The following is a 20,522-nucleotide window of genomic DNA, read 5'->3' as shown; positions in this document are numbered from 1 at the left end:
CGGACCGGAGCCGGTGCCGGGCCAGACCTGCGCAAACGAGAAATCATCCCGCGCCCCGACCCGGCCAAGGCACGTCGGCGGTGTATCCCGAACGTCCCGACGGCGGCGTGTTGTCTTGGAAAAGACCCGAACCGGCATACCGAATCGCGGCCTCATCTCAGCGGCGCGGCGGTTCAAATCGCAACACAAGGTGCCGCAACGTCACCATGTCTGCGAAACCCAAACCACCATGTGATCTGGGCAAATCACCCGCGATTTTGCCTGATATTAGCGCAAACATCCGGGTTGAGTTGAAAGGTTTTGTGTGGAAGGCTCGCTTTGGGCGTCGCTCATGTTCCGGCAAGATAAAAATCGGGATGGGGCGGCAGCTGTTTGTCCAGGGAGGACTCTAATGAAGAAACTCGTACTTGCGGGCCTCGGGCTCGCAATGATGGCGTCGACTGCTGTGGCACAAGAACGCTATGTCATGATCACCCACACCCAAGGCACAGATCCGTTCTGGCCGGTCGTCGAAAAAGGCGGGCGCGACGCCGCCGAAGACGTGGGTGCCACGCTGGAATACAATTTCGACGTCTCCGGCGACATGGCGGCAATGGCCAAGCTGATCGAAGCGGCCGCCGCATCGCAGCCCGATGGCATCATCGTATCGCTGCCCGATGCCGCGGCACTGGGACCGGCGATCAAGGCCGCCGTTGCCGATGGCATTCCCGTGGTCACGATCAACTCCGGCCTCGAATCCTCGAAGGAACTTGGCGCGCTGATGCATGTCGGCCAGCCCGAGCGTGACGCCGGCGTTGCCGCAGGCACCCGCGCCAAGGCCGAAGGCGTGACCAAGGGTCTTTGCCTGAACCAGGAGGCGTTCAACACCGCGCTTGTCGACCGCTGCACCGGCTATTTCGACGCGATGGGTGCCGAGTTGAACCAGATCGACGTGTCCAATGACGTGGCCCAGATCAAGACACGGACGGCTGCCGCATTGCAGGCCGATCCGGAGATTGACGGCCTGCTCGCCGTAGGTCCGCATGTCTGCGAAGCTGCCAACGCCGCCGTCGAGGAAGTCGGCGCCGATGTTCACCTTGCCTGCTTTGACCTCAGCCCCGGGGTCATGGACATGATCGATGCCGGTCAGGCATCCTTCACGATCGATCAGCAGCAGCGTCTGCAAGGCTATATGCCGGTCATCGTTCTGCACCTGTACAACAACAGTGCCGGCCTTCTGCCGGGTGCGAACATCCCGTCCGGTCCGGGCTTTGTGGATGCTTCGAACGCAGCAGCCGTGAAAGAACTGGCGGGCATCGACCGCTAGGTCGCCCACCCGGCTCAACATCTGGTCCAGGCGAAGATCCCTTCGCTTGGACCATTTCGTACGACACTCATGACATCACAGGGCAGGGGCGCATATGTCAGACCGAAGTGAATCCGACCGACTCGTGAAGGAGAGCCGATTTGAACGGCTGATCCGCCGACCTGAAATCGGTTCTTTCATCGTGATGATCGTCATCATCGTGGCATTGGCATTCGCGTCGGACTTCAAGGCGTTCAACGCGCTTGGCCTGAAGAACAACATCGCGATCATCGCGCAATACGGGATCATCGCGACCGGCGCGGCAGCGCTGATGATCGCGGGCGAATTCGACCTGTCCATCGGGTCCATGATCGGCTTTGCGGGCATGTCCATGGCGATGATGCTGAAATGGGGCCTGCCTTTCGGCCTGGGCGAAGCAACCCCGATGTCGGCCTTTTTCCTGACCCTGATCATGACCCTGGGCATCGGCTGGCTGATCGGAACGATCGTTGTACGCTCTGGCCTGTCGAGCTTCATCGTCACGCTGGCCTTCCTGTTCCTGATGCGCGGCGTCACAGAGGTCAGCTTTCGCGTCATCAACAAGTCGACGCAGATTTCGGGCCTGCAGGATTTCAAAGAGACGAGCTGGTTCGCAGATATCCTTGGCGGCCGGGTCTTTGGCTGGTTCTATGACATCTGGTTCGCGCTTGGCGGCAACCTGAACCGGCGCGGTGAACAATGGGTCGACGGGTTCGATGCGCGGTTCATGTGGTGGCTGATCATCGTCGGCGTGGCGTGGTTCATCATGGGGCGCACGCAGTTGGGAAACTGGATCTACGCCACGGGCGACGACAAGGAAGCCGCGCGCGCAAATGGTGTTCCGATTGACCGGGTGAAGGTCGGCTTGTTCATGTTCACGGCCTTCTGCGCCACGATGTTTGCCGCCTGCCAGGTTTTTGACACCAACACCTCTGACGCGGCCAAGGGCAACCTGATGGAGCTGTTTGCCATCGCGATTGCGGTTGTCGGCGGCACGCTGATGACGGGCGGTTTCGGCTCTATCATCGGGGTGGCCTTCGGGGCGATCACGGTGGGGCTGGTCGCCAATGCGGTCTTTTTCATCCCGTCCATCGACGGCGCGTGGTTCCGCGTCTTCCTGGGGGCGATCCTGCTGGCGGCGGTCTTTGCCAATGAACGTATCCGCAAGCGCATCACGGGGGGGATCTAGGCCATGGCGACACCGTATCTGTGCGTCGAGAAGCTTGTTAAGAAATTCGGCCCCTTCACCGCGCTTGGGGGTGTGGATCTGGAGGTCTATCCCGGCGAGGTCCACGCGCTTCTTGGGGACAATGGCGCGGGCAAATCCACGCTGATCAAGACACTGGCGGGTGTGCACCAACCCACGAGCGGTCAGATTTATATCGAGGGCAACCCGGTTACCTTCCGGTCCCCGCGTGACGCATCGGCCGCTGGCATCGGCACGGTGTATCAGGATCTGGCGCTGAACCAGCTTATGAGCGTGACGCGCAATTTCTTCATGGGCCGCGAGCTGAAATCCAGTTTCGGGCGCCTGCGCATGAACGAGATGAACCAGATCGCGCATGACGAGATGCTGAAGATCGGCATCGATTTTTCGGACCCGACCCAGACCGTGGGCACCATGTCGGGCGGGCAGCGCCAGACGTTGGCGATTGCCCGTGCGATCTATTTCGGCGCACGCGTTCTGATTCTGGACGAGCCCACATCCGCATTGGGGCAAAAGCAGCAGATGGGCGTCCTGAAGACGATCAAACGTGTGCGCAAGCGCGGCGACATCGCGGTCATCTTCATCACCCATAACGAAATTCATTCGCAGCTTGTGGCCGACCGGTACACGTTTCTTGCCTTGGGGCAGGTCATCGGCGCGGGCACGAAAGAAAGCCTGGCGCATGACGAGATCCGCCGCCTGATGGCCGGGGGTGCCGAAATGCGCGATCTGGAGCAGGAGCTTGCAGAGGTCTGAACCTGTGCCCTGCCAGATTTGACGGGTGAAGATCCGTGTAAGGCCGCCGATCGGTTTTGGCGGCCTTTTTCGTGGCAATCACATATTTGGCGCCGGGTCAGCGCAGGATCGGGGGTTTCGCCGGGTCAGAGCCGGGTGCGGCCGGTGCCCTGCGTGCAGGCTGGCTTGGCTGCGGGATCTCGAACCGGTGCGCGACGGCCCTGATCCGGTCAAGCGCCGGGTCGTCAGGAGCAAGAAACACCACGTCAAGCGCGCCAGCCTCGATCCCCGAAAAGGTCAGGGCCTGATTAATGGCACCGGCCAGCGCGTCCTCTGCCCCGGGCCGGGCGGCAGAGAAGGCCAGAAGGTGGGTCTTGCGGCCATCGTCATAGGTGACCCCGGCCAGAAAGGCGGCATCGGCAAGCCCTGCGGAGGCTGTCAGCTTTGCCTCCAGCGCGGACAGCAGCGGCCCCGGCACCCCGGTGGGGGCATGGAACCCGCGCGGAGTGGCCATGGCCTCTTGCGGCGCATGTGCCAGCGTTTGCGCCAGCCAATCGACCGCTTCGGGTGGCAGCAGCATGGAGGATGGCCCGGTTTCGAGATTGAGCCCAAGCCCGATATTCTGTCCCGCCAGCAGACCTGCTATGGCGCGCCCCGGCAGGGCGGCATAGGGCGCGGGCTTGCCGACAAACCCTGCCAGACGATCCTCTCTGTCAAAGACGAGCACGAAGGAATTGTCCGAAATTTCAAAGACCTCGGGTGAGACAGAGTCTTCCCGCGCCTCTTCCGTCAACAGCAGGAACAACTCTGTCGAGGCCAGTTCCTCGAAGAAGCGCAGCCGGAGCGTATCATCCTCCGGCGCGGCCTGCATTGCGTCATGGGCCGTGTCCAGCCTTGTGGCGTCGGTCATCGAAATCCTCATCCGTCCGGGGCGCGACGCGTGGGATTGCACCGCCCGCCATCGCAGTCTGACATGCAATATGGCGCGGAACGGCTGGCGGCAAGTCAGGCGGCGTCGGCATATGGTCGCGCGGCGCGGCGGGGGCGTATCAGCTGAGCGCCTGAGAGACGGCCGCTTTCAGATCCGGCAACAGCTCGGTTTCGAACCACGGATTGCGCCGGAGCCACGCATTGTTGCGCCATGACGGGTGGGGCAGCGGAAAGACCGCAGGCGCATGCGCGCGCCAGCCCTGGACGACCTCTGTCATGGGGGCTTTTGCGCCCAGATGCCGCCTGATCGCGTGGCCACCGATGACCAATGTCAGCCTGACGGGTCCGATCTCTTCCAACACCTGTGCGTGCCACGTCTCCCAGCAGATGGACGGCGGCGGCAGGTCCGCGCCCTTGGCGTCATATCCCGGCCAGCAGAAGGCCGTGGGCAAGACGCCGATCCGGTCGGTGTCGTAGAAGGTGGGCGGGTCGATGCCCATCCAGTCGCGCAGCCTGTCGCCTGACCTGTCAAAGAACGGACGGCCGTCCTCGTACACACGTTTGCCCGGTGCCTGCCCCGCCACAAGGATACGCACGCCGGGCTGGAACCAGACGATCGGGCGGGGCTTGTGCCGGGTGGGCGTGGCAGCAAACCGTTCGGCACAAATCCTGCAGGCGCGAATGCGGTCGCCCAAGGAAGGATCACTTCGGGCTGTCATGCCTGACCCGCTCCTGCCGGCCCTGCGAGCGGCGGGTTTGGAAAGCGTTTTGCTGATTCCTTCATCCGGTCAGGGTAGACGCGAAGCCGGGTGGATTTGAACCGGTTTTGCCCTGAACGCGCCGACATTGCTGACGGCCCGCGCTTGCTGCGAAAATACGCGTGTCTTTCTGCTGCTGGAACGGACCCTTGTCATCCCGAAGGCACCGGGAATTGATCGCCGCAGGTTCTGCGGGACCACCATCCGCTCGTCTTTCAGGCTGTGGGCAGATTATATGCAAAACGCGTATACTGTACTTCGATATGCACCGATTTACGCGATCCGAAAGTAAGTTACTTAAGGCGATATCAGATTTCGCAACAGGAGCTTGCCATGAAAGCCATGACCCTCACCGCTTACGGACCCGAGGCCGAATTCACCGTCGCAGACACTGCCCGGCCCGCCGTCACCCCCGGCCATGTGGTTATCCGTATCGCCGCGACCAGCGTGAACACGATCGACACGATGATCAAGAATATCGGATCGGACCTGCCGCTGTCGCCCGCCCTGCCTGCCGTTCTGGGCATGGATTTCGCCGGTGTCATCGAAGAGGTTGGCGAAGGTGTGACCGACTATGCCGTCGGTGACGAGGTCTATGGCTGCGCAGGCGGGCTTGCCGATCTTCAGGGCGCTTTGGCCGAATACATGCTGGCGGATGCGCGGCTGATCGCGAAGAAGCCTGCCTCGATCTCCATGCGCGAGGCGGCGGCGCTCCCGCTGGTGGGGATTACGGCCCATGAGGGCCTGCAACGTGCGCAGGTGGGGGCCGGTCAGAAATTGCTGGTCCACGGCGGTGCGGGCGGTGTCGGTCACGTTGCGATCCAACTGGCCAAGGCGCTTGGCGCAGATGTCTATGCGACCGGGACGGGCGACGCGCAGTTGACGCTGATCAAAGATCTTGGCGCCACACCGATTGATTTCATGGCCGAGAAAGTTGCGGATTACGTTGACGCGCATACAGGTGGCAAAGGGTTCGACGCGATCTTTGACGCGGTCGGCGGTGCGAACCTGACAAACTCCTTCGAAGCGGTGGCGCTGAACGGTCAGATCTCGACCACCGTTTCGCTGCTGGAGATTGACATGTCGCCCGCGCATTTCAAGGGCGCGTCGCTGCATGTGATCTTCATGCTGATCCCCATGCTGCACAACCATAACCGCGACGTGCACGGCGCTATCTTGGCAGAGCTGGCCGGTTTGGTGGACGCAGGCAAGCTGAAGCCCATCCTCGACGAGCCGAAATTCGGTCTTGAAGAGGTTGGTGACGCCTATGCGCGGCTTGCCAGCGGCAAGGCCATCGGCAAGGTCGTCATCGACGTCTGAGCCGCGCAGGCATTGCCCACTTCGCACCGGCAAGGCCCATCATGGGCCTGAACACGGTGTCAAAATCCCCGTTTTGTGGGGAAAAACCCGAAACCGGCGCCATCCGCGCCGGTTTTGCTGTTTCCTTGCTTGAACCAACCGGGCAAATAGTTGCCAATTGATCAACCAAGTTGTCATAATCCCGCCGGTGCAAAGACGAGAGTCGTGCTATATGGGCTGACGCCGGACTGGCAAAGCGCAACAGCGCTGGAGCACGCGATGCTGGAATTCAACAATGTGAGCAAGTCCTTCTGGACGGGCACGCAACGCAAGGTGATCCTCGACAGGGTTTCGTTCCAGGTTCCGCTGGGCGAAAGCCTTGGTATTCTTGCGCCCAACGGAACCGGCAAGACGACCCTGATCAAGATGATGGCAGGGCTGGAGAAACCGGACGAGGGCGAAATACATCGCAATTGCCGGGTGTCCTTTCCGCTTGGCTTCATGGGCGGTGTCGTGGGCAAGCATTCCGCGATGGAGAATTCGCGCTATATTGCGCGGCTTTACGGGCTGGACCCCGATTATGTGGAATCCTTCTGCCGCTGGCTTTGCGGGCTGGACGAATATTTCGACCAACCGCTTGGCACCTATTCGTCGGGCATGCGGGCCCGGTTCACCTTCGCACTGATGCTGGCGCTGGATTTCGACATCTACCTGATCGACGAAGGAATGCCGAATTCCACCGATGCAGAGTTCAACCGCAAGGCAGGTGACCTGCTGCAAGAGCGGTTGCGCACAACGACCATCATCATCGTTTCTCACCAGCCCAGAGTGCTGGAGAAATTCGCCCGCAAGGCCGCCGTTCTGATGGACGGTCAGTTGCATATGTTTGAAACCTTGGAAGAGGCGAAGCAGCTTTATGACTACGAAACCCAAGGCTAGAAAATACCGCATCCAGCGGCGCGCTCCCTCCAACGGCGAAGCCCCGGAGGCGCAGGCGGCTGCAGAGGAGGCCGCGGCGGCAGATGTTGCGACCGATCAGGCGGAAAACCCTCTTGGTCCGACCGATCTGGAGGAAATCCAGCAGGAAGGCCTGACTGGCAGGCAGCTTCGCATGGCGCGGCGACTGGCGCAAAAACACGGTCTGGCACCGCAAACCGATATTGACGCGGTGCGCATGCTGCGCCTCAAGGGGATCGATCCGTTTTCGCGCGTCAATACGCTTGCGCTGGTCATGGCAGGCCCCGAGACGTCGCAGGAGGAGACAGGCACCGGCGTGGCTGTTCCCCAAACCGACGAGGATGAAACCGAAGCGCGCGTGCAGTTGCCGCAGACTATGCCTGACAAGCGCACGACCCTGCCTTCGACAGAGGTAAGCCCGGCCGAACGGCGGGCCCGCGAGATCGTCAAGATCCAGCGCGACCTTGCCAAGCGGCGGCGGCGGCGCACTGCCCTTCTGCTGACGCGCCTTGCCTTTTTCGTGCTGCTGCCGACGCTCCTTGTGGGATATTATTTCTACAGTATCGCCACGCCCATGTATTCGACGAAATCCGAATTCCTGATCCTGAAATCCGATGGTGGCGGCGGCGGCTCCAGCTTCTTCAGCGGGACACAATTTGCCACCAATCAGGATGCGATCGCGGTGCAATCCTACCTGCAATCCAAGGATGCGATGTTGCGGCTGGACCGCGATGAAGGGTTCAAGTCCCATTTCAGCGACGAAAGCATCGACCCGATCCAACGGCTGGAGGAAGACCCCTCGAACGAGCAGGCCTACAAGGTCTACAAGCGCAATATCGAGATCGGGTATGACCCGACCGAGGGCGTCATCCGGATGGAGGTGATCGCCGCCGATCCCGTTGTCAGTGCGCGGTTCAGCAAGGCGCTGATCGCCTATGCCGAAGAACGGGTGGACAACCTTTCCCTGCGCAAACGTTCCAACGCTGTTGAGGAGGCGGAGAAGGCCGTTGAAAGTGCGCAGACCGAACGGCGCGAGGCGCAGGAACGTCTTGTCCGGCTGCAAAACGAAGGACAGGTCCTTGATCCGGAAGGACGGATCGCCGCACTGCGCGGCCAGATCAACAATGTCGAGGTGCAGTTGCAGGAAAAACGGCTGGAGCTACAGGCCCTTCTGGACAATGCCCGCCCCAACCGAAGCCGGGTAGACGGGGTGGAAAGCGACATTCGCAGGCTTGACGCCTTGCTGGGCGATCTGAATGCGCAGATGACGCAAACGGTCTCGGGGGAGAATTCTCTGGCAGAGCTCGCCGTGCAGATCCAGCTGGCCCAGGCCGATCTTGCCGCCGCCAACGAGGTGATGCAATCGGCCTTCGTCACGCTGGAAACCTCGCGCCGCGATGCGAACAGTCAGGCGCGCTATCTGACCACCAGTGTCGAACCCGTCGCGTCAGAGGACCCAAGCTATCCCCGCAAGTTCGAGAACACGGCGCTGGCCTTCCTGATGTTCGGGGGGCTCTACCTGATGATTGCGCTCACCGCCTCTATCCTGCGCGAACAGATCACCGCCTAACCACCGGCCCGCCCGTGCGCGGGCCGCATTCACCCGGAAAGCGATTAGATGAAACCTTTGCACGACGTGACCCCCAACACCTGGGACTTTCTCCTGAAACCGATGATCGCCCCGACGGGCTTTCGCGAATATGACGCGCGCTGGAAATATCCCGAAGAGATCAACCTGCCGGGAATGACCGCGCTGGGGCTGGGCCTTGGCACGCAGATGCGCAAACGGGGCATCCCGCCCGTCATCGCGGTGGGCAACGACTATCGCGCCTATTCGCTGGACGTGAAGAACGCGCTGATGATCGGGCTGATGCAGGCCGGGATCACCGTCAAGGATATCGGTCCCGCCGTGTCGCCCATGGCCTATTTCGCGCAGTTCCATCTGGACGCGCCTGCTGTGGCGATGGTGACCGCCTCCCACAATCCCAATGGCTGGACCGGGGTGAAAATGGGGTTCGAACGCCCCCTGACCCACGGACCCGACGAGATGGCAGAGCTGCGCGACATCGTGATGGAAGGCCGCGGCGAGCCTGCGCCCGGCGGCGCGTGGGAATTGGTCGACGGCGTGCGCGAGGCCTATCTTGACGATCTGGTGGGCGATTTTCGCCTTAGCCGCCCGCTGCGCGTGGTCTGCGCCACCGGCAACGGCACGGCGGGGGCCTTCGCGCCCGATCTGCTGCGCCGCATCGGCGCCGAAGTCGTCGAGCGCCACTGCCCGCTGGATTACACGTTTCCCCATTACAACCCCAACCCGGAATCGATGGAGATGCTCCACGACATGACGGCCTGCCTCAAGGAAAGCGGTGCCGATCTGGCGCTTGGCTTTGATGGGGATGGTGACCGCTGCGGCGTCGTCGATGATGAGGGCGAAGAGATCTTCGCTGACAAGATGGGTGTGATCCTTGCGCGCGATCTGTCGGCCATCCATCCCGGCGCGATCTTCGTGGCGGATGTGAAATCCACCGGTCTTTTCGCATCGGACCCGGTTCTGACGGCAAACGGCGCGCGCGCGGAATATTGGAAGACCGGCCACAGCCACATGAAACGCCGTGTGAAAGAGCTGGGCGCGCTCGCGGGGTTTGAAAAATCGGGCCACTACTTTCTGGCAGAGCCTTTGGGCCGCGGCTATGACTGCGGCCTGCGCGTGGCGGTGGAAATCTGCAAGCTGATGGATCGCCATCCCGAAAACTCGCTTTCGGACCTGCGCCGCGCCCTGCCCCGGACATGGACGTCGCCCACGATGTCCCCCTACGCGTCCGACACCCAGAAACGGGATATCCTCGCCCGCATCGTCGCGCGACTTGAGGAGATGGAGCAGGCAGGTGCGACGCTTGGCGGCCACAAGATTACCGGCATGGTCACGGTCAACGGCGCGCGCGTCCTGCTGGAAGGCGGAAACTGGGCGCTCGTGCGGGCCAGTTCCAACACGCCCAACCTTGTCGTGGTCTGCGAAAGCACCGAGAGCGAGGACGATCTGCGCGCGATCTTCAGGGATATCGATGCGGTCATCCGCACCGAACCGGATGTGGGCGAATACGACCAGACGCTTTGACCCCGGCCCGGTTCGTGCAGGCCTGAATACACCACAGAGCGCGAGGGGCTGCCCCCTCGCCGCCCGTCGCGCGCGGGCGGGCCCGTGCCGCTTTGCAATGTCGCACCCCTCTGCGGATGGGTGACAAGCGGTGCCCCCTTGCCTATAAGGCGCGCAAATTGCCTTCGGACATCAAGAGGACACATCACATGACCACGCTGGTTTTCGGCCACAAGTCTCCCGATACCGACTCAACCGGATCGCCCATCATCTGGGCCTGGTACCTGAACGAGGTGAAGGGCGAAGCTGCGGCCCCCAAGCTGCTGGGTGAACCCAACACCGAGGCCGCCTTCATGCTGGAGCGCTGGAACCTCGACAAGCCCGAGATCATCTCGGACGTTGCCGAAGACACGCCTGTCGTGATCGTGGACACCAACAACCCGGCCGAACTGCCCGCAGGCATCAACGCTGCCGATATCGTTGGCATCATCGACCACCACAAGCTGGTTGGCGGGCTGGAAACCAAGGGTCCGATCGACATCACCGTGCGCCCGCTGGCCTGCACCGCCACGATCATGGTCGACCTGATGGGCAGGGACGCGGCGAAGATGCCCGACGCCATCAAGGGCGCGGCGCTAAGCTGCATCCTGTCCGACACGCTGGAATTCCGCTCGCCCACCACGACCGACCATGACCGCGCCGTGGCCGAGACACTGGCAGAGCAGCTGGGCGTCAGCATTCCCGACTACGCCGCCGAAATGTTCGCCGCAAAATCCGACGTCAGCGCGTTCTCGGATGCAGAGCTTCTGCGGATGGATTCCAAGGAATACGGCGTTGGCGACACCAAGTTCCGCGTTTCGGTTCTGGAAACCACAGCGCCTGGGCAAGTCTTGTCTCGCAAGGACAGCCTGATGGCCACGATGACGGATGTTGCCAAGGAAGATGGCGTTGACCAAGTGCTGCTGTTCGTTGTGGACATCCTGAACGAGGAAGCAACGCTGCTGGTTCCCAACGATCTGGTCAAGACCGTGGCCGAGAAGAGCTTTGACGCGTCGGTTGACGGTGACATGGTCGTTCTCCCCGGCGTGATGAGCCGCAAGAAGCAGATCATCCCCAACCTCAAGGTCTGAGACTTCACAGGCTGACACAGGCTTACAAGGGGCGCCTTCGGGCGCCCTTTTGCGTGGCGTATGCGCTGCCCCCGGTCCCGGTGTCGGGGCGGCGGCATGTCTTAACCTGAAAGCTGCGCCGCCGCTTGGGCAAGCGCCCTGATCGGTGGCTTGCGCCGCAACGGTGTAGCCAATCCTGCTCTGCTACGGCATAGATCGAAGGAAATTCCGTGTTCACCGAAAGGTCCCGTCGATGACAAACCTGATATCCGCACTTTCCGAGATTTCCGACACCTATGACGCGATGTTCGTGGACCTTTGGGGCTGCGTCCATGATGGCGTCAAGGCGATGCCAGCGGCCGTTGCGGCGTTGCAAGGCTACCGGCAGCGCGGCGGTGCCGTTGTACTTTTGACCAATGCGCCGCGTGCGCGCGACGAGGTTGCCAAGCAGCTGGAGAAATTCGGCGTGCCGAAAGATGCCTATGACACCATCGCAACCTCGGGCGATTCCGCGCGGGCGGCGATGTTTCGCGGGGCTGTCGGCAACAAGGTCTGGTTCGTCGGCCAGCCCCATGACCTGACTTTCTTTGAGCCGCTTCACCTGGTCGAGGATCCGGTCGATATCACGCAGGTAGAACTGGACGAGGCCGAGGGCATCATCTGCTGCGGCCCCTTCGACCCGCATGCCGACCCCGAGGTCATGCGCCCGTATTTCCTGAAGGCGAAGGTCCGCGGCCTGCCCCTGCTGTGCGCCAACCCCGATATCATCGTCGACCGTGGCGACCAGCGTGAATGGTGCGCGGGGGCTCTGGCCAAACTTTACACGGAAATGGGTGGCGAAAGCCTTTACTTCGGCAAACCCTACCCTCCGATCTACGACCTTGCGCGGCTCAGGCTGGCCGAGATTGGCCGGGGTGTTGCTGACAATCGCATTCTGGCCGTCGGTGATGGCGTTCTGACGGATATTCAGGGCGCAATGGGCGAGGATATCGATTCGCTCTTCATTACGGGCGGGTTGGCCGCGCAAGAAACCAAAACGTCCCATCAACCCGATGAATCTGCCCTAAAGGCCTATCTACAAAAGGAAATGGTCTCTCCGACCTATGCGATAGGGCAGCTACGCTGACCTTAAAAGGGCTTGATTTTCTGCAGCCGCGAAGTAATAAAGTTGCAGAACAGGGCGAACATTCGTCCGAAAATTACAAGGCCATTTGCCATGGAGGGTCGGATGTTCGACAACTTGCCTCGCGGGACCATCTGCATCGAAGACATCGAGATGGGGATGACCCGCCATCTGCGCAAAGAGGTGACCGACCGCGATATCGAGCTTTTTGCCGAGGTGTCGACCGACCGTAACCCCGTGCATCTCGACGATGACTATGCCCAGGACACGATCTTTGAGGGGCGCATCGCACATGGCATGCTGACGGCGGGTCTGATCTCTGCCGTCATTGGCGAGCAACTGCCGGGTCACGGCACCGTCTACATGGGTCAGACCCTGAAATTCCTGGCCCCCGTGCGCCCCGGCGACATGGTCTATGCAGAGGTGAAGGTGGCCGGTATCGACCATGCCAAGCGCCGCGTGACCCTTGATTGCCATTGCGCGGTTGACGGCAAGAAGGTTCTGATCGGCGAAGCCGTCGTGCTGGCCCCGTCGCGCAAGTTCGACTGAACCGGGTAAAACATCCCGCCCCGGACCGGTTGGCCGGGGCGTAGACTGCTACAGGATCCGCAATCATGCATCTCGCGCTTGAACCCCGCGCGCTGGCCGGGTAGGCCAAGCGCATGAGGATCATCCGCGACTATCAGTATGTTGCCCCTGACGATCGCGGCGCCAGCGTTGCAATCGGCAATTTCGACGGCGTGCACCTGGGCCATCAGGCGGTGATCCGCATGGCGCGGGACGCGGCACCCGATGCCCCTTTGGGCGTGCTGACATTCGAGCCACATCCGCGCGAGTATTTCGCGCCCCAAAGCCCCCCCTTTCGGCTGATGCGGCGGACCGCCCGGACCTCTCGGCTGGAAAAGCTGGGGGTGGAGCGGCTCTACGAGCTGAATTTCAACGCGGCGCTCGCATCGCTGTCGCCCGAGGAATTCGCGTCACGGGTCATCCGTGACGGTCTGGGCCTTCAGCACGTGGTCGTGGGGTCCGATTTCTGTTTTGGCAAGGGACGGTCCGGAAATGTCGAGGATTTGCAGCGCTTCGGGCGCGAGATGGGGTTCGGCGTGACAGTTGCGAAACTTCTCGAAGGGACGGGCGGACAGGTGTCCTCTACCGCGATCCGTCAGGCGCTTTCCGAAGGCCGCCCCCGCGATGCCGCCGCCCAGCTGGGCCACTGGCACCGGATCGAGGGGCAGGTGATTGGTGGCGAACAGCGCGGCCGGGTCCTGGGCTACCCCACGGCCAACATGTCCATCGACGGGCTGCATCCGCCGAAATTTGGCGTCTATGCCGTTTTGGTCGATATTGTGGATGGCCCTCATGCGGGGCTGTATCACGGCGCCGCCTCTATCGGGGTGCGCCCGATGTTCAACGGCGAAAAGCCGAATCTCGAGACCTTCATCTTTGATTTCTCCGGCGATCTCTATGGCGCGACACTGTCCATCGGTCTGGTCGACTATCTGCGCGGCGAAGAGAAATTCGAAAGCCTTGATGCGCTGATCGCGCAGATGGACCGCGATTGCAAACGCGCACGCGAAATCCTGGCAGAGGCATGACGAAGACGAAGGACCCCATAGAGCGCACCGGCTTTGCACCCCGGTTCTGGGAAGACAAACCCTTGCGGCAGTTTACCACCGCGGAATGGGAAGCACTGTGCGACGGTTGCGGCAAATGCTGCCTCAACAAGCTTGAGGATGAAGACACCGGCGAGGTCGAGCTGACGAATGTGGCTTGCCGCCTGTTCGACGACGGCACCTGCCGGTGCAGCAACTACCCCATCCGCCATCAATTCGTGCCCGAATGCATCGTGCTGCGCCCCGACAATATCGACAGCCACGCTTACTGGATGCCGCGAACCTGCGCCTACAGGCTGCTGTGGGAGGGCAAGCCGCTTTACGACTGGCACCCGCTGATCTCGGGCGATCCGCAGACCGTCCATGATGCAGGCGTGTCGATGCAGAACCGGACGGTCCCGGAATTCGAGATCGACGAGGACGACTGGGAAGATCACATCATCGAGGAGCCGATCTAGGGGATGTATTTCGCATCAGACAATTCCGGCCCCGTGCCGCAAGAGATTCTGGATGCCCTGGCCGAGGCCAATGCGGGCTATGCCATGGGCTATGGCGCCGACCCGCTGACCACCGAGGTCGAGCAGCGCATCCGCGACCTGTTCGAGGCACCGCAGGCCGCTGTCTATCTTGTCGCGACGGGCACGGCCGCGAATGTGCTGGGGCTGGCGACGGTAACACAGCCTTGGCAGACGATCTTTTGCGGGCCGTTGGCGCATATCCATCAGGACGAGTGCAATGCGCCGGAATTCTACACCGGTGGCGCCAAGCTGACACTGGTGGGCGATGGTGACCGGATCACTGCGGGTGCACTGCGCAAGGCCATTGAGGCGGAAGAGACGCGCGGCGTCCACGGGCCGCAACGGGGCTGCCTGTCGCTGACCTCGGTCACCGAATGCGGCACGATCTATGATCTGCCCTCGCTTCAGGAGCTGTGCGGCATCGCGAAAGGCTTTGGCCTGCCGGTGCATCTGGATGGTGCGCGCTTTGCCAATGCGGTGGGCACCCTCGGATGCTCCCCTGCCGAGATGTCGTGGAAGGCAGGCGTCGATGTTCTGTCCTTCGGCGGTACGAAGAACGGGCTGATGGGGGCCGAGGCCGTGGTGCTGTTCGATCCCGCCCGCGCACAGGAATTCGAGTATCGGCGCAAACGCGGCGGGCACCTCTTTTCCAAGCATCGCTACCTGTCGGCCCAGATGGCAGCCTATCTTCGCGATGACCTCTGGCTGAAGCTTGCGAAGGCTGCGAACGACCGCGCGGCACGGCTTGTGGACGGTTTGCGGGATTGTGGTGCAGGTTTCGCCTACGAGCCCGCAGCCAACATGGTCTTTGCACGGTTCAGCCGCGCCGCGCATGAGCGGCTTCGCGCGGCTGGCGCTGTCTACCACCTTTGGGACGGGGCAGAGCATGGTGACAACCCCGCAGAGGTGCTGACTGCACGGCTGGTCTGTGACTGGTCCCTGCCCGAAGAAGAGATCGACAGGTTCCTGTCCGTGCTGAAAGGCTGAAGCGGCCCGAAATCCGGCGCGTAGGCGCGGGACCTCCCCGCAAACGGGCCCGGCGCGCCGAAAGCTGACCCACGGAAATCCGGGCAAACGGCCAGGCCGCACCGGATTTGTTTGCCCTGTCCCGAAAGCGTCATTTGCGTTTACGCGCTATTCGTCTATGACAGCACTCGACAACCATAAGAAAAACAGGCGCATGTTCGACAAAACAGAAGAGACCCGGCAGCAATCCGCAGAGCGGCCTGCCCGCGAATGGGTCAAGATCCTCTCGGGCTACCGGGAGCCTGACACAACGCGCAGCCTGTTCGAGCTCGCTGTCACACTCGGCCCCTTCCTTCTGCTATGGGCGCTGGCCTGGTGGTCGCTTGGGATCAGCTATTGGCTGACGCTCGCGATCTCTGTCATCAATGCGGGCTTTTTGCTGCGTCTCTTCGCCATTCAGCATGATTGCGGCCATGGCGCGTTTTTCAAGAACCGGTCGATGAGCGATTGGTTGGGCCGTGTGATCGGCGTGCTGACCCTGACCCCTTACGGCGTCTGGCGGCATACCCATTCGGTTCACCACAGCACCTCCGGCAATCTGGGTCGGCGCGGGATGGGCGACATCCACACGATGACCGTTGCGGAATACAGCGCGCTGACGCCGTTTCACCGGCTGATGTACCGTCTTTACCGCCATCCCGTCGTGCTGTTCGGATTGGGGCCGGGCTATCTGTTCCTCGTGCAGAACCGCGTGCCGCTTGGCCTGATGGGCCGCGCCCGCTTCTGGCTCAGCGCCATGGGCAACAATGCGGGCATCCTTCTGGGCTTGGGGCTGATCGGGTATTTCGGTGGCCTGATGCCGATCCTGCTGATCTTTCTGCCCTCGACCCTTCTGGCCGCCACGGCGGGCGTCTGGCTGTTCTATGTTCAGCATCAGTTCGAAACTGCGCATTGGGACAATGACGAGGATTGGCAGCTGCATGATGCCGCGCTGCATGGAAGCTCTCACTACGTGCTGCCGACCGCGCTGCAATGGCTGAGCGCCAATATCGGCATCCACCATGTGCACCACCTTTACAGCCGCATCCCGTTCTACCGCCTCCCCGAGGTTCTTCGCGACCATGCAGAGCTGGCAGAGGGCAACCGCATGACGATCCGCGAAAGCCTGTCGAACGCACGTATGCATCTGTGGGATGAAGAGACACGGCGCTTGCTGACATTCCGTCAGGTCCGCGCGAAATTCGCCAAAGCCACCGCCTGACCAAAGCGCCTGACCTCAGTCAGGCGCCGTAGGGCACGACCTTATCGGCGGACAGGGCGTATCCGATATCGGCCAGCTGGGTCGATGTGGACGCAGTCCCGAACATGCCCGTGACAGTGACCGCCGTGAACAGGCCATCCGATTCGAAGGGCCGTTCCGTCGTTACCATCACGAGTTGGTTTGCAGGTGGTGGCGGGACGTGAACGCAGGCGCCGACATAAGGCACCAGCATGAATGCCGTCACGCCCGTACCCTTGAAATCCAGTGGTATTATATAGCCGGACAGGCGCACGGTGCGGCCGTTCCAGTCCGTCCTGACCCCTGCCGATGGCGGCTGGCTGCTGGCCATCGTGCTTTCGTCATGCGGCAGCAGGCCCTGAATAACCGGGGGAACATGCGGCTCGTCCTTGGGGACTAGGTCTCGCCACTCCAGATCGACGATCTCTTCGGCGCGAAGCCCTGTCGCGCTCAGCCCGACCAGACCTGCCAAACCAAAACACAGGTTTCGACGTGTGTTATCCATTTTTACCACTCGTAGATCTCGATGGCGCTTGCCGCCAGTTCGTAACCGATCTCGCCCAGAGATGTGGACTGCATTTTTGCCGACAAGGTCCCCGTGACCCAGATGGCATCCCAAAGCTGGTCACTTGGCCAGGGCACCGACGATGTGACGAAAACGAGTTGGTTCGGCGGCGGCGGCGGCACATGGATGCAGGCACCGACATAGGGCACAAGCACGAACTCGGTCACACCGGCCGACCCGCTTTCAAGCGGGATGATATAGCCGGGCATCTTGATGGCCTTGCCGTCCAGATCGAGATTCAGCTTCGATCCGTTTTCGTCAAAGATCGGGTTCCAGGAATCGTTGACCTCGTCCACATCGCCTTCGCCGACGATCTCGGAGTAAGGCACACCCGGCGGGATCAGGTCATCCCAGGTGATCTCGCGGACGCTGCTGGCAAGGGCGGGCGCAGGCGCAACCAGCCCGGAAGCAGCAAGAAGGCCGAAACGGCGGCGGGTCAGTGTAAGGTGGTTCATCATATCCTCACCATCATGCCATCGGCCAGCGACAGCCGATAGGCCCGAATTGCCGGCAGAAGGCTTGCCAGCGCCGCAGCGCCGATCACGATTGCGAGAACCCAAAGCTCGCGCACCGTGGGCGGATCGATTGGCAGCCAGATCCCGAAGGCCGCATCGACCCAGGGCTGGCCTATGGCAAGCCCCAGATACAGCAACGCAAGCCCAAGCACGGACCCCACTGCCGCCATCAGCATCGCTTCGATCACCAGAAGGCCCAGGATGGTGGACGGGCGCGCGCCCATCGCACGCCAGATTGCCATCTCGCGGCGCCGTTCGTTGAGGCTTGAAAAGATCATCGCCATCATGCCGACCAGCGCGGTCACCACCACCATCGCCGAAACGCCGATCAGCGCGGTTTCGGCCACGCCGACAATCTGCCAGAGCTCCTGCAATGCGACCCCCGGCAGGACCGCAAGCAGCGGTTCTTCGGGATATTCGTTGATCCAGCGTTGCAGGCCAAAGATCTGCAATCGTGACTGCACGCCGACAAGGGCTGCGGTGATCGCGGTTGGCTCCAGTTCCATGGACCGGATGACCTCCACCGGGGTGGTCTGGCCGGATTTCGCCCCGCTTTGCCAATCCACATGGATGGCCTCGATAGCCTCGAGGCTGACGATGACGGTCCGGTCAACCGGCGTCCCCGTCTTGGCCACGATGCCCGCGACGCGGAAGGGTTGATCGTCATGCGCCGTGAAGGATGCCAGCCCGTGCAACACGACAATCGGATCACCTACGGAATAGCCAAGCGTTGCGGCCACATCCGCACCGATGACAGTATCGTAAAGATCGTCCAGCCCGTGACCTGCAGAAATTTCCAGCGATCGCCCGCCCCGGAATTTGTAATGCTCGAAGAATGCAGGCGTGGTCCCCATGACGCGGAATTGCCGGTGGCTGTCGCCCAGCGAAATCGGCACGATCCAATCCACTTCGGGCCGGGCTGCGATATCGCGGTAGCTTTCCCATGTGACATTGTTGGTCGCATTGCCGATGCGGAACACCGAATACAGCAAAAGCTGGACCGAGCCGGACCGCGCCCCCACGATCAGGTCAGTGCCCGAAATCGTGTCGGCAAAGCTTGCCCGCGCGCTGGTGCGTATCTTCTCGACCCCGAGGAAAAGCGCGACCGACAATGCGATGGCCAGCACGGTCATGCCGACCGTCAGCGCCCGCGCCATAAGGGATTGCATCGCCAGACGCAGGATCATGCCGCCGCCCTTCGTGTTGTCACGATCTCTTCCAGCCGGATCACCCGGTCAAAGCGCTGGCCAAGCCGTTCGTCATGGCTGACCATCAAGAGCGATGATCGCGCCTGTTCGGCCTGCTCAAAAAGCAACCGCAGAAAGCTGTCCTGCGTTGCGGCATCAAGGGCCGAGGTGGGTTCATCCGCCACAATAAGCGGTGGCGCACCAATCAGTGCGCGGGCGACCGCCACGCGTTGCTGTTGGCCGACGCTTAGCCGCCCGGCCTGTTTTGTCAGTACCCCGTCCGGCAGGCCAAGCGCCGCGCAGAGCCGTGCAGCCTCCTGCGCGGGCGCGCCGATGCGGGCTTTGCGCTTCGGGGCAAAGCGCAAGGGCAGCAATATATTGTCAAGGACGCGGGCATAGGGCAGCAGGTTGAACTGCTGAAAGATCACGCCGATCTGTTCGGCCCGAAACCGATCCCGCGCCCCTGCCCCCAGCGTGCCAATATCCGTGGCCCCGATACTGACGCGCCCGGATGTTGCTGTTGCTATCCCGCAAACCAGCGACAGAAGGGTCGACTTTCCCGATCCGCTGGCACCCAGCAATAGGACGCTTTCGCCGACGGCCATCCGAAAATTCGGACAAGACAGGGAAAACCCGTCCTGCCCTGGCCAGGCAAAGGTGACATCGGTCAGCGCCAGCGCGGGGTCCGTCATGTTCAGTTCAGGCTCAGCTCAGCGGTGTCGCGGCCGATCTCTGCCGCGCCAGCACCCGCATCGGTGACGAACTGGGCTTCAATCTCCTGCGCGTTCCCGAACTGTGAAAAGAAGGGCAAGCCAATCTTGCTCAGCTCGTCTGCATGTTCGCAGGCAAAGATATAGCGCGCGTGAAACTCGCTGTGTTCTGCTGCGTGATCGTCGTCTTCGCCGTCGGCGTGGTCTTCGTGATCGTGAACCTCGCCTTCGGCATGCTCGTCATGGTCATGATCCTCGTCGTCGGCATGCGCGTCGTGGTCTGCATGATCGTCCATGTGCCCTTCGTCGTGGTCGCCACCATGAAGATGGGCGAGCACTTCGGTCAGGCGACACTCTGCTGCTTCGGGCAGCGCGACGATATTCTCTGGCACCAGCATCTTGCGGAGGGCCGCCTCGACCGCGGCCTTGTCGGCATCGGTGCTCGCCTGATATTCAAACCCCACGATATCCATGCCGGGGGATGTCAGGTTCACTTCAAGGGTCCCGCCCTCGACCGCCAGCTCCAACGTGCTGACGCCGTGAACGTGGGCGTCCATTTCACGGGTTTCCTGCGCAAGCAGCGGAGTCGCTGCGACCGTGGCCAACAGTGCGAGGTTGGAAATTCTCATGGTGATT

The 20,522-nt window shown here is 61.9% G+C and carries 21 protein-coding genes; 14 read left to right on the top strand and 7 right to left on the bottom strand.

The features are described from left to right. The first annotated feature begins 391 nt into the window (after nt 1–391). From EDD52_RS05920 to EDD52_RS05910, 3 genes are all read left to right on the top strand, one after another. Complete coding sequence (locus EDD52_RS05920; protein WP_132242804.1) at nt 392–1,306, top strand: sugar ABC transporter substrate-binding protein; 915 nt, start codon at nt 392–394, stop codon at nt 1,304–1,306. A 94-nt stretch (nt 1,307–1,400) separates the two neighbouring features. Further along, on the top strand, nt 1,401–2,513 hold the full coding sequence (locus EDD52_RS05915) for an ABC transporter permease (protein WP_132242802.1): 1,113 nt from the start codon (nt 1,401–1,403) through the stop codon (nt 2,511–2,513). 3 nt (nt 2,514–2,516) lie between these two features. Next, nucleotides 2,517–3,287, top strand: coding sequence for an ATP-binding cassette domain-containing protein (locus EDD52_RS05910; protein ID WP_132242800.1), 771 nt, complete (start codon nt 2,517–2,519; stop codon nt 3,285–3,287). Between the two features lie 97 nt (nt 3,288–3,384). Here the strand turns inward: EDD52_RS05910 and EDD52_RS05905 are convergent, their stop codons facing one another. Both EDD52_RS05905 and EDD52_RS05900 read right to left on the bottom strand, forming a co-directional pair. Beyond that, complete coding sequence (locus EDD52_RS05905; protein ID WP_132242798.1) at nt 3,385–4,176, bottom strand: SseB family protein; 792 nt, start codon at nt 4,174–4,176, stop codon at nt 3,385–3,387. A gap of 139 nt (nt 4,177–4,315) precedes the next feature. Beyond that, the gene (locus tag EDD52_RS05900) at nt 4,316–4,915 is read right to left on the bottom strand and encodes a uracil-DNA glycosylase family protein (RefSeq protein ID WP_132242796.1); all 600 of its coding nucleotides are present in this window, start codon (nt 4,913–4,915) and stop codon (nt 4,316–4,318) included. Between the two features lie 372 nt (nt 4,916–5,287). Here EDD52_RS05900 and EDD52_RS05895 point away from each other — a divergent pair, with 372 nt between their 5' ends. The 11 genes from EDD52_RS05895 to EDD52_RS05845 all read left to right on the top strand — a co-directional run bounded on the left by EDD52_RS05895 (nt 5,288) and on the right by EDD52_RS05845 (nt 16,891). Beyond that, on the top strand, nt 5,288–6,274 hold the full coding sequence (locus EDD52_RS05895; protein WP_132242794.1) for a zinc-dependent alcohol dehydrogenase family protein: 987 nt from the start codon (nt 5,288–5,290) through the stop codon (nt 6,272–6,274). A gap of 258 nt (nt 6,275–6,532) precedes the next feature. Then, nucleotides 6,533–7,192, top strand: a complete 660-nt coding sequence (locus EDD52_RS05890) for an ABC transporter ATP-binding protein (RefSeq protein ID WP_132242981.1) — start codon at nt 6,533–6,535, stop codon at nt 7,190–7,192. Continuing rightward, nucleotides 7,170–8,780, top strand: a complete 1,611-nt coding sequence (locus EDD52_RS05885; RefSeq protein ID WP_132242792.1) for a KpsE/RkpR family capsule polysaccharide export protein — start codon at nt 7,170–7,172, stop codon at nt 8,778–8,780. The genes EDD52_RS05890 and EDD52_RS05885 overlap by 23 nt, the downstream gene beginning before the upstream one ends. 48 nt (nt 8,781–8,828) lie before the next feature. Next, nucleotides 8,829–10,322: a phosphomannomutase/phosphoglucomutase gene (locus tag EDD52_RS05880; protein ID WP_132242790.1), complete on the top strand. Its 1,494-nt coding sequence runs from the start codon at nt 8,829–8,831 to the stop codon at nt 10,320–10,322. A gap of 188 nt (nt 10,323–10,510) precedes the next feature. Then, complete coding sequence (locus tag EDD52_RS05875; RefSeq protein WP_132242788.1) at nt 10,511–11,431, top strand: manganese-dependent inorganic pyrophosphatase; 921 nt, start codon at nt 10,511–10,513, stop codon at nt 11,429–11,431. 232 nt (nt 11,432–11,663) lie between these two features. Continuing rightward, entirely contained in the window at nt 11,664–12,536 is an 873-nt protein-coding gene (locus EDD52_RS05870) for a TIGR01459 family HAD-type hydrolase (RefSeq protein ID WP_132242786.1), read from the top strand. A gap of 102 nt (nt 12,537–12,638) precedes the next feature. Further along, entirely contained in the window at nt 12,639–13,082 is a 444-nt protein-coding gene (locus EDD52_RS05865) for a MaoC family dehydratase (RefSeq protein ID WP_132242784.1), read from the top strand. Nucleotides 13,083–13,195: 113 nt separating this feature from the next. Then, nucleotides 13,196–14,128, top strand: a complete 933-nt coding sequence (locus tag EDD52_RS05860) for a bifunctional riboflavin kinase/FAD synthetase (RefSeq protein ID WP_132242782.1) — start codon at nt 13,196–13,198, stop codon at nt 14,126–14,128. Further along, complete coding sequence (locus EDD52_RS05855) at nt 14,125–14,604, top strand: YcgN family cysteine cluster protein (protein WP_132242780.1); 480 nt, start codon at nt 14,125–14,127, stop codon at nt 14,602–14,604. The genes EDD52_RS05860 and EDD52_RS05855 overlap by 4 nt, the downstream gene beginning before the upstream one ends. Before the next feature lie 3 nt (nt 14,605–14,607). Beyond that, entirely contained in the window at nt 14,608–15,651 is a 1,044-nt protein-coding gene (locus tag EDD52_RS05850) for a threonine aldolase family protein (RefSeq protein WP_132242778.1), read from the top strand. A gap of 193 nt (nt 15,652–15,844) precedes the next feature. Continuing rightward, nucleotides 15,845–16,891 (top strand): fatty acid desaturase, encoded by a 1,047-nt coding sequence (locus EDD52_RS05845; RefSeq protein ID WP_132242776.1) that lies wholly within the window; start codon nt 15,845–15,847, stop codon nt 16,889–16,891. 19 nt (nt 16,892–16,910) lie between these two features. Here the strand turns inward: EDD52_RS05845 and EDD52_RS05840 are convergent, their stop codons facing one another. From EDD52_RS05840 to zrgA, 5 genes are read right to left on the bottom strand one after another with little or no spacing between them, the layout of a single operon-like run. Then, nucleotides 16,911–17,414 (bottom strand): DUF3299 domain-containing protein, encoded by a 504-nt coding sequence (locus EDD52_RS05840; RefSeq protein ID WP_132242774.1) that lies wholly within the window; start codon nt 17,412–17,414, stop codon nt 16,911–16,913. Between the two features lie 2 nt (nt 17,415–17,416). Continuing rightward, on the bottom strand, nt 17,417–17,932 hold the full coding sequence (locus tag EDD52_RS05835) for a DUF3299 domain-containing protein (protein WP_132242772.1): 516 nt from the start codon (nt 17,930–17,932) through the stop codon (nt 17,417–17,419). Further along, complete coding sequence (locus EDD52_RS05830) at nt 17,929–19,176, bottom strand: ABC transporter permease (protein ID WP_132242770.1); 1,248 nt, start codon at nt 19,174–19,176, stop codon at nt 17,929–17,931. The genes EDD52_RS05835 and EDD52_RS05830 overlap by 4 nt, the downstream gene beginning before the upstream one ends. Further along, nucleotides 19,173–19,868, bottom strand: a complete 696-nt coding sequence (locus tag EDD52_RS05825) for an ABC transporter ATP-binding protein (RefSeq protein WP_132242768.1) — start codon at nt 19,866–19,868, stop codon at nt 19,173–19,175. The genes EDD52_RS05830 and EDD52_RS05825 overlap by 4 nt, the downstream gene beginning before the upstream one ends. 2 nt (nt 19,869–19,870) lie before the next feature. Next, on the bottom strand, nt 19,871–20,515 hold the full coding sequence (zrgA, locus tag EDD52_RS05820) for a zinc uptake protein ZrgA (protein WP_132242766.1): 645 nt from the start codon (nt 20,513–20,515) through the stop codon (nt 19,871–19,873). Between the last annotated feature and the right edge of the window lie 7 nt (nt 20,516–20,522).

The sequence above is a fragment of the Primorskyibacter sedentarius genome (assembly GCF_004342065.1).
Taxonomy (GTDB): Bacteria; Pseudomonadota; Alphaproteobacteria; order Rhodobacterales; family Rhodobacteraceae; genus Primorskyibacter; species Primorskyibacter sedentarius.
This window is presented reverse-complemented; position numbering and strand designations above follow the sequence as displayed.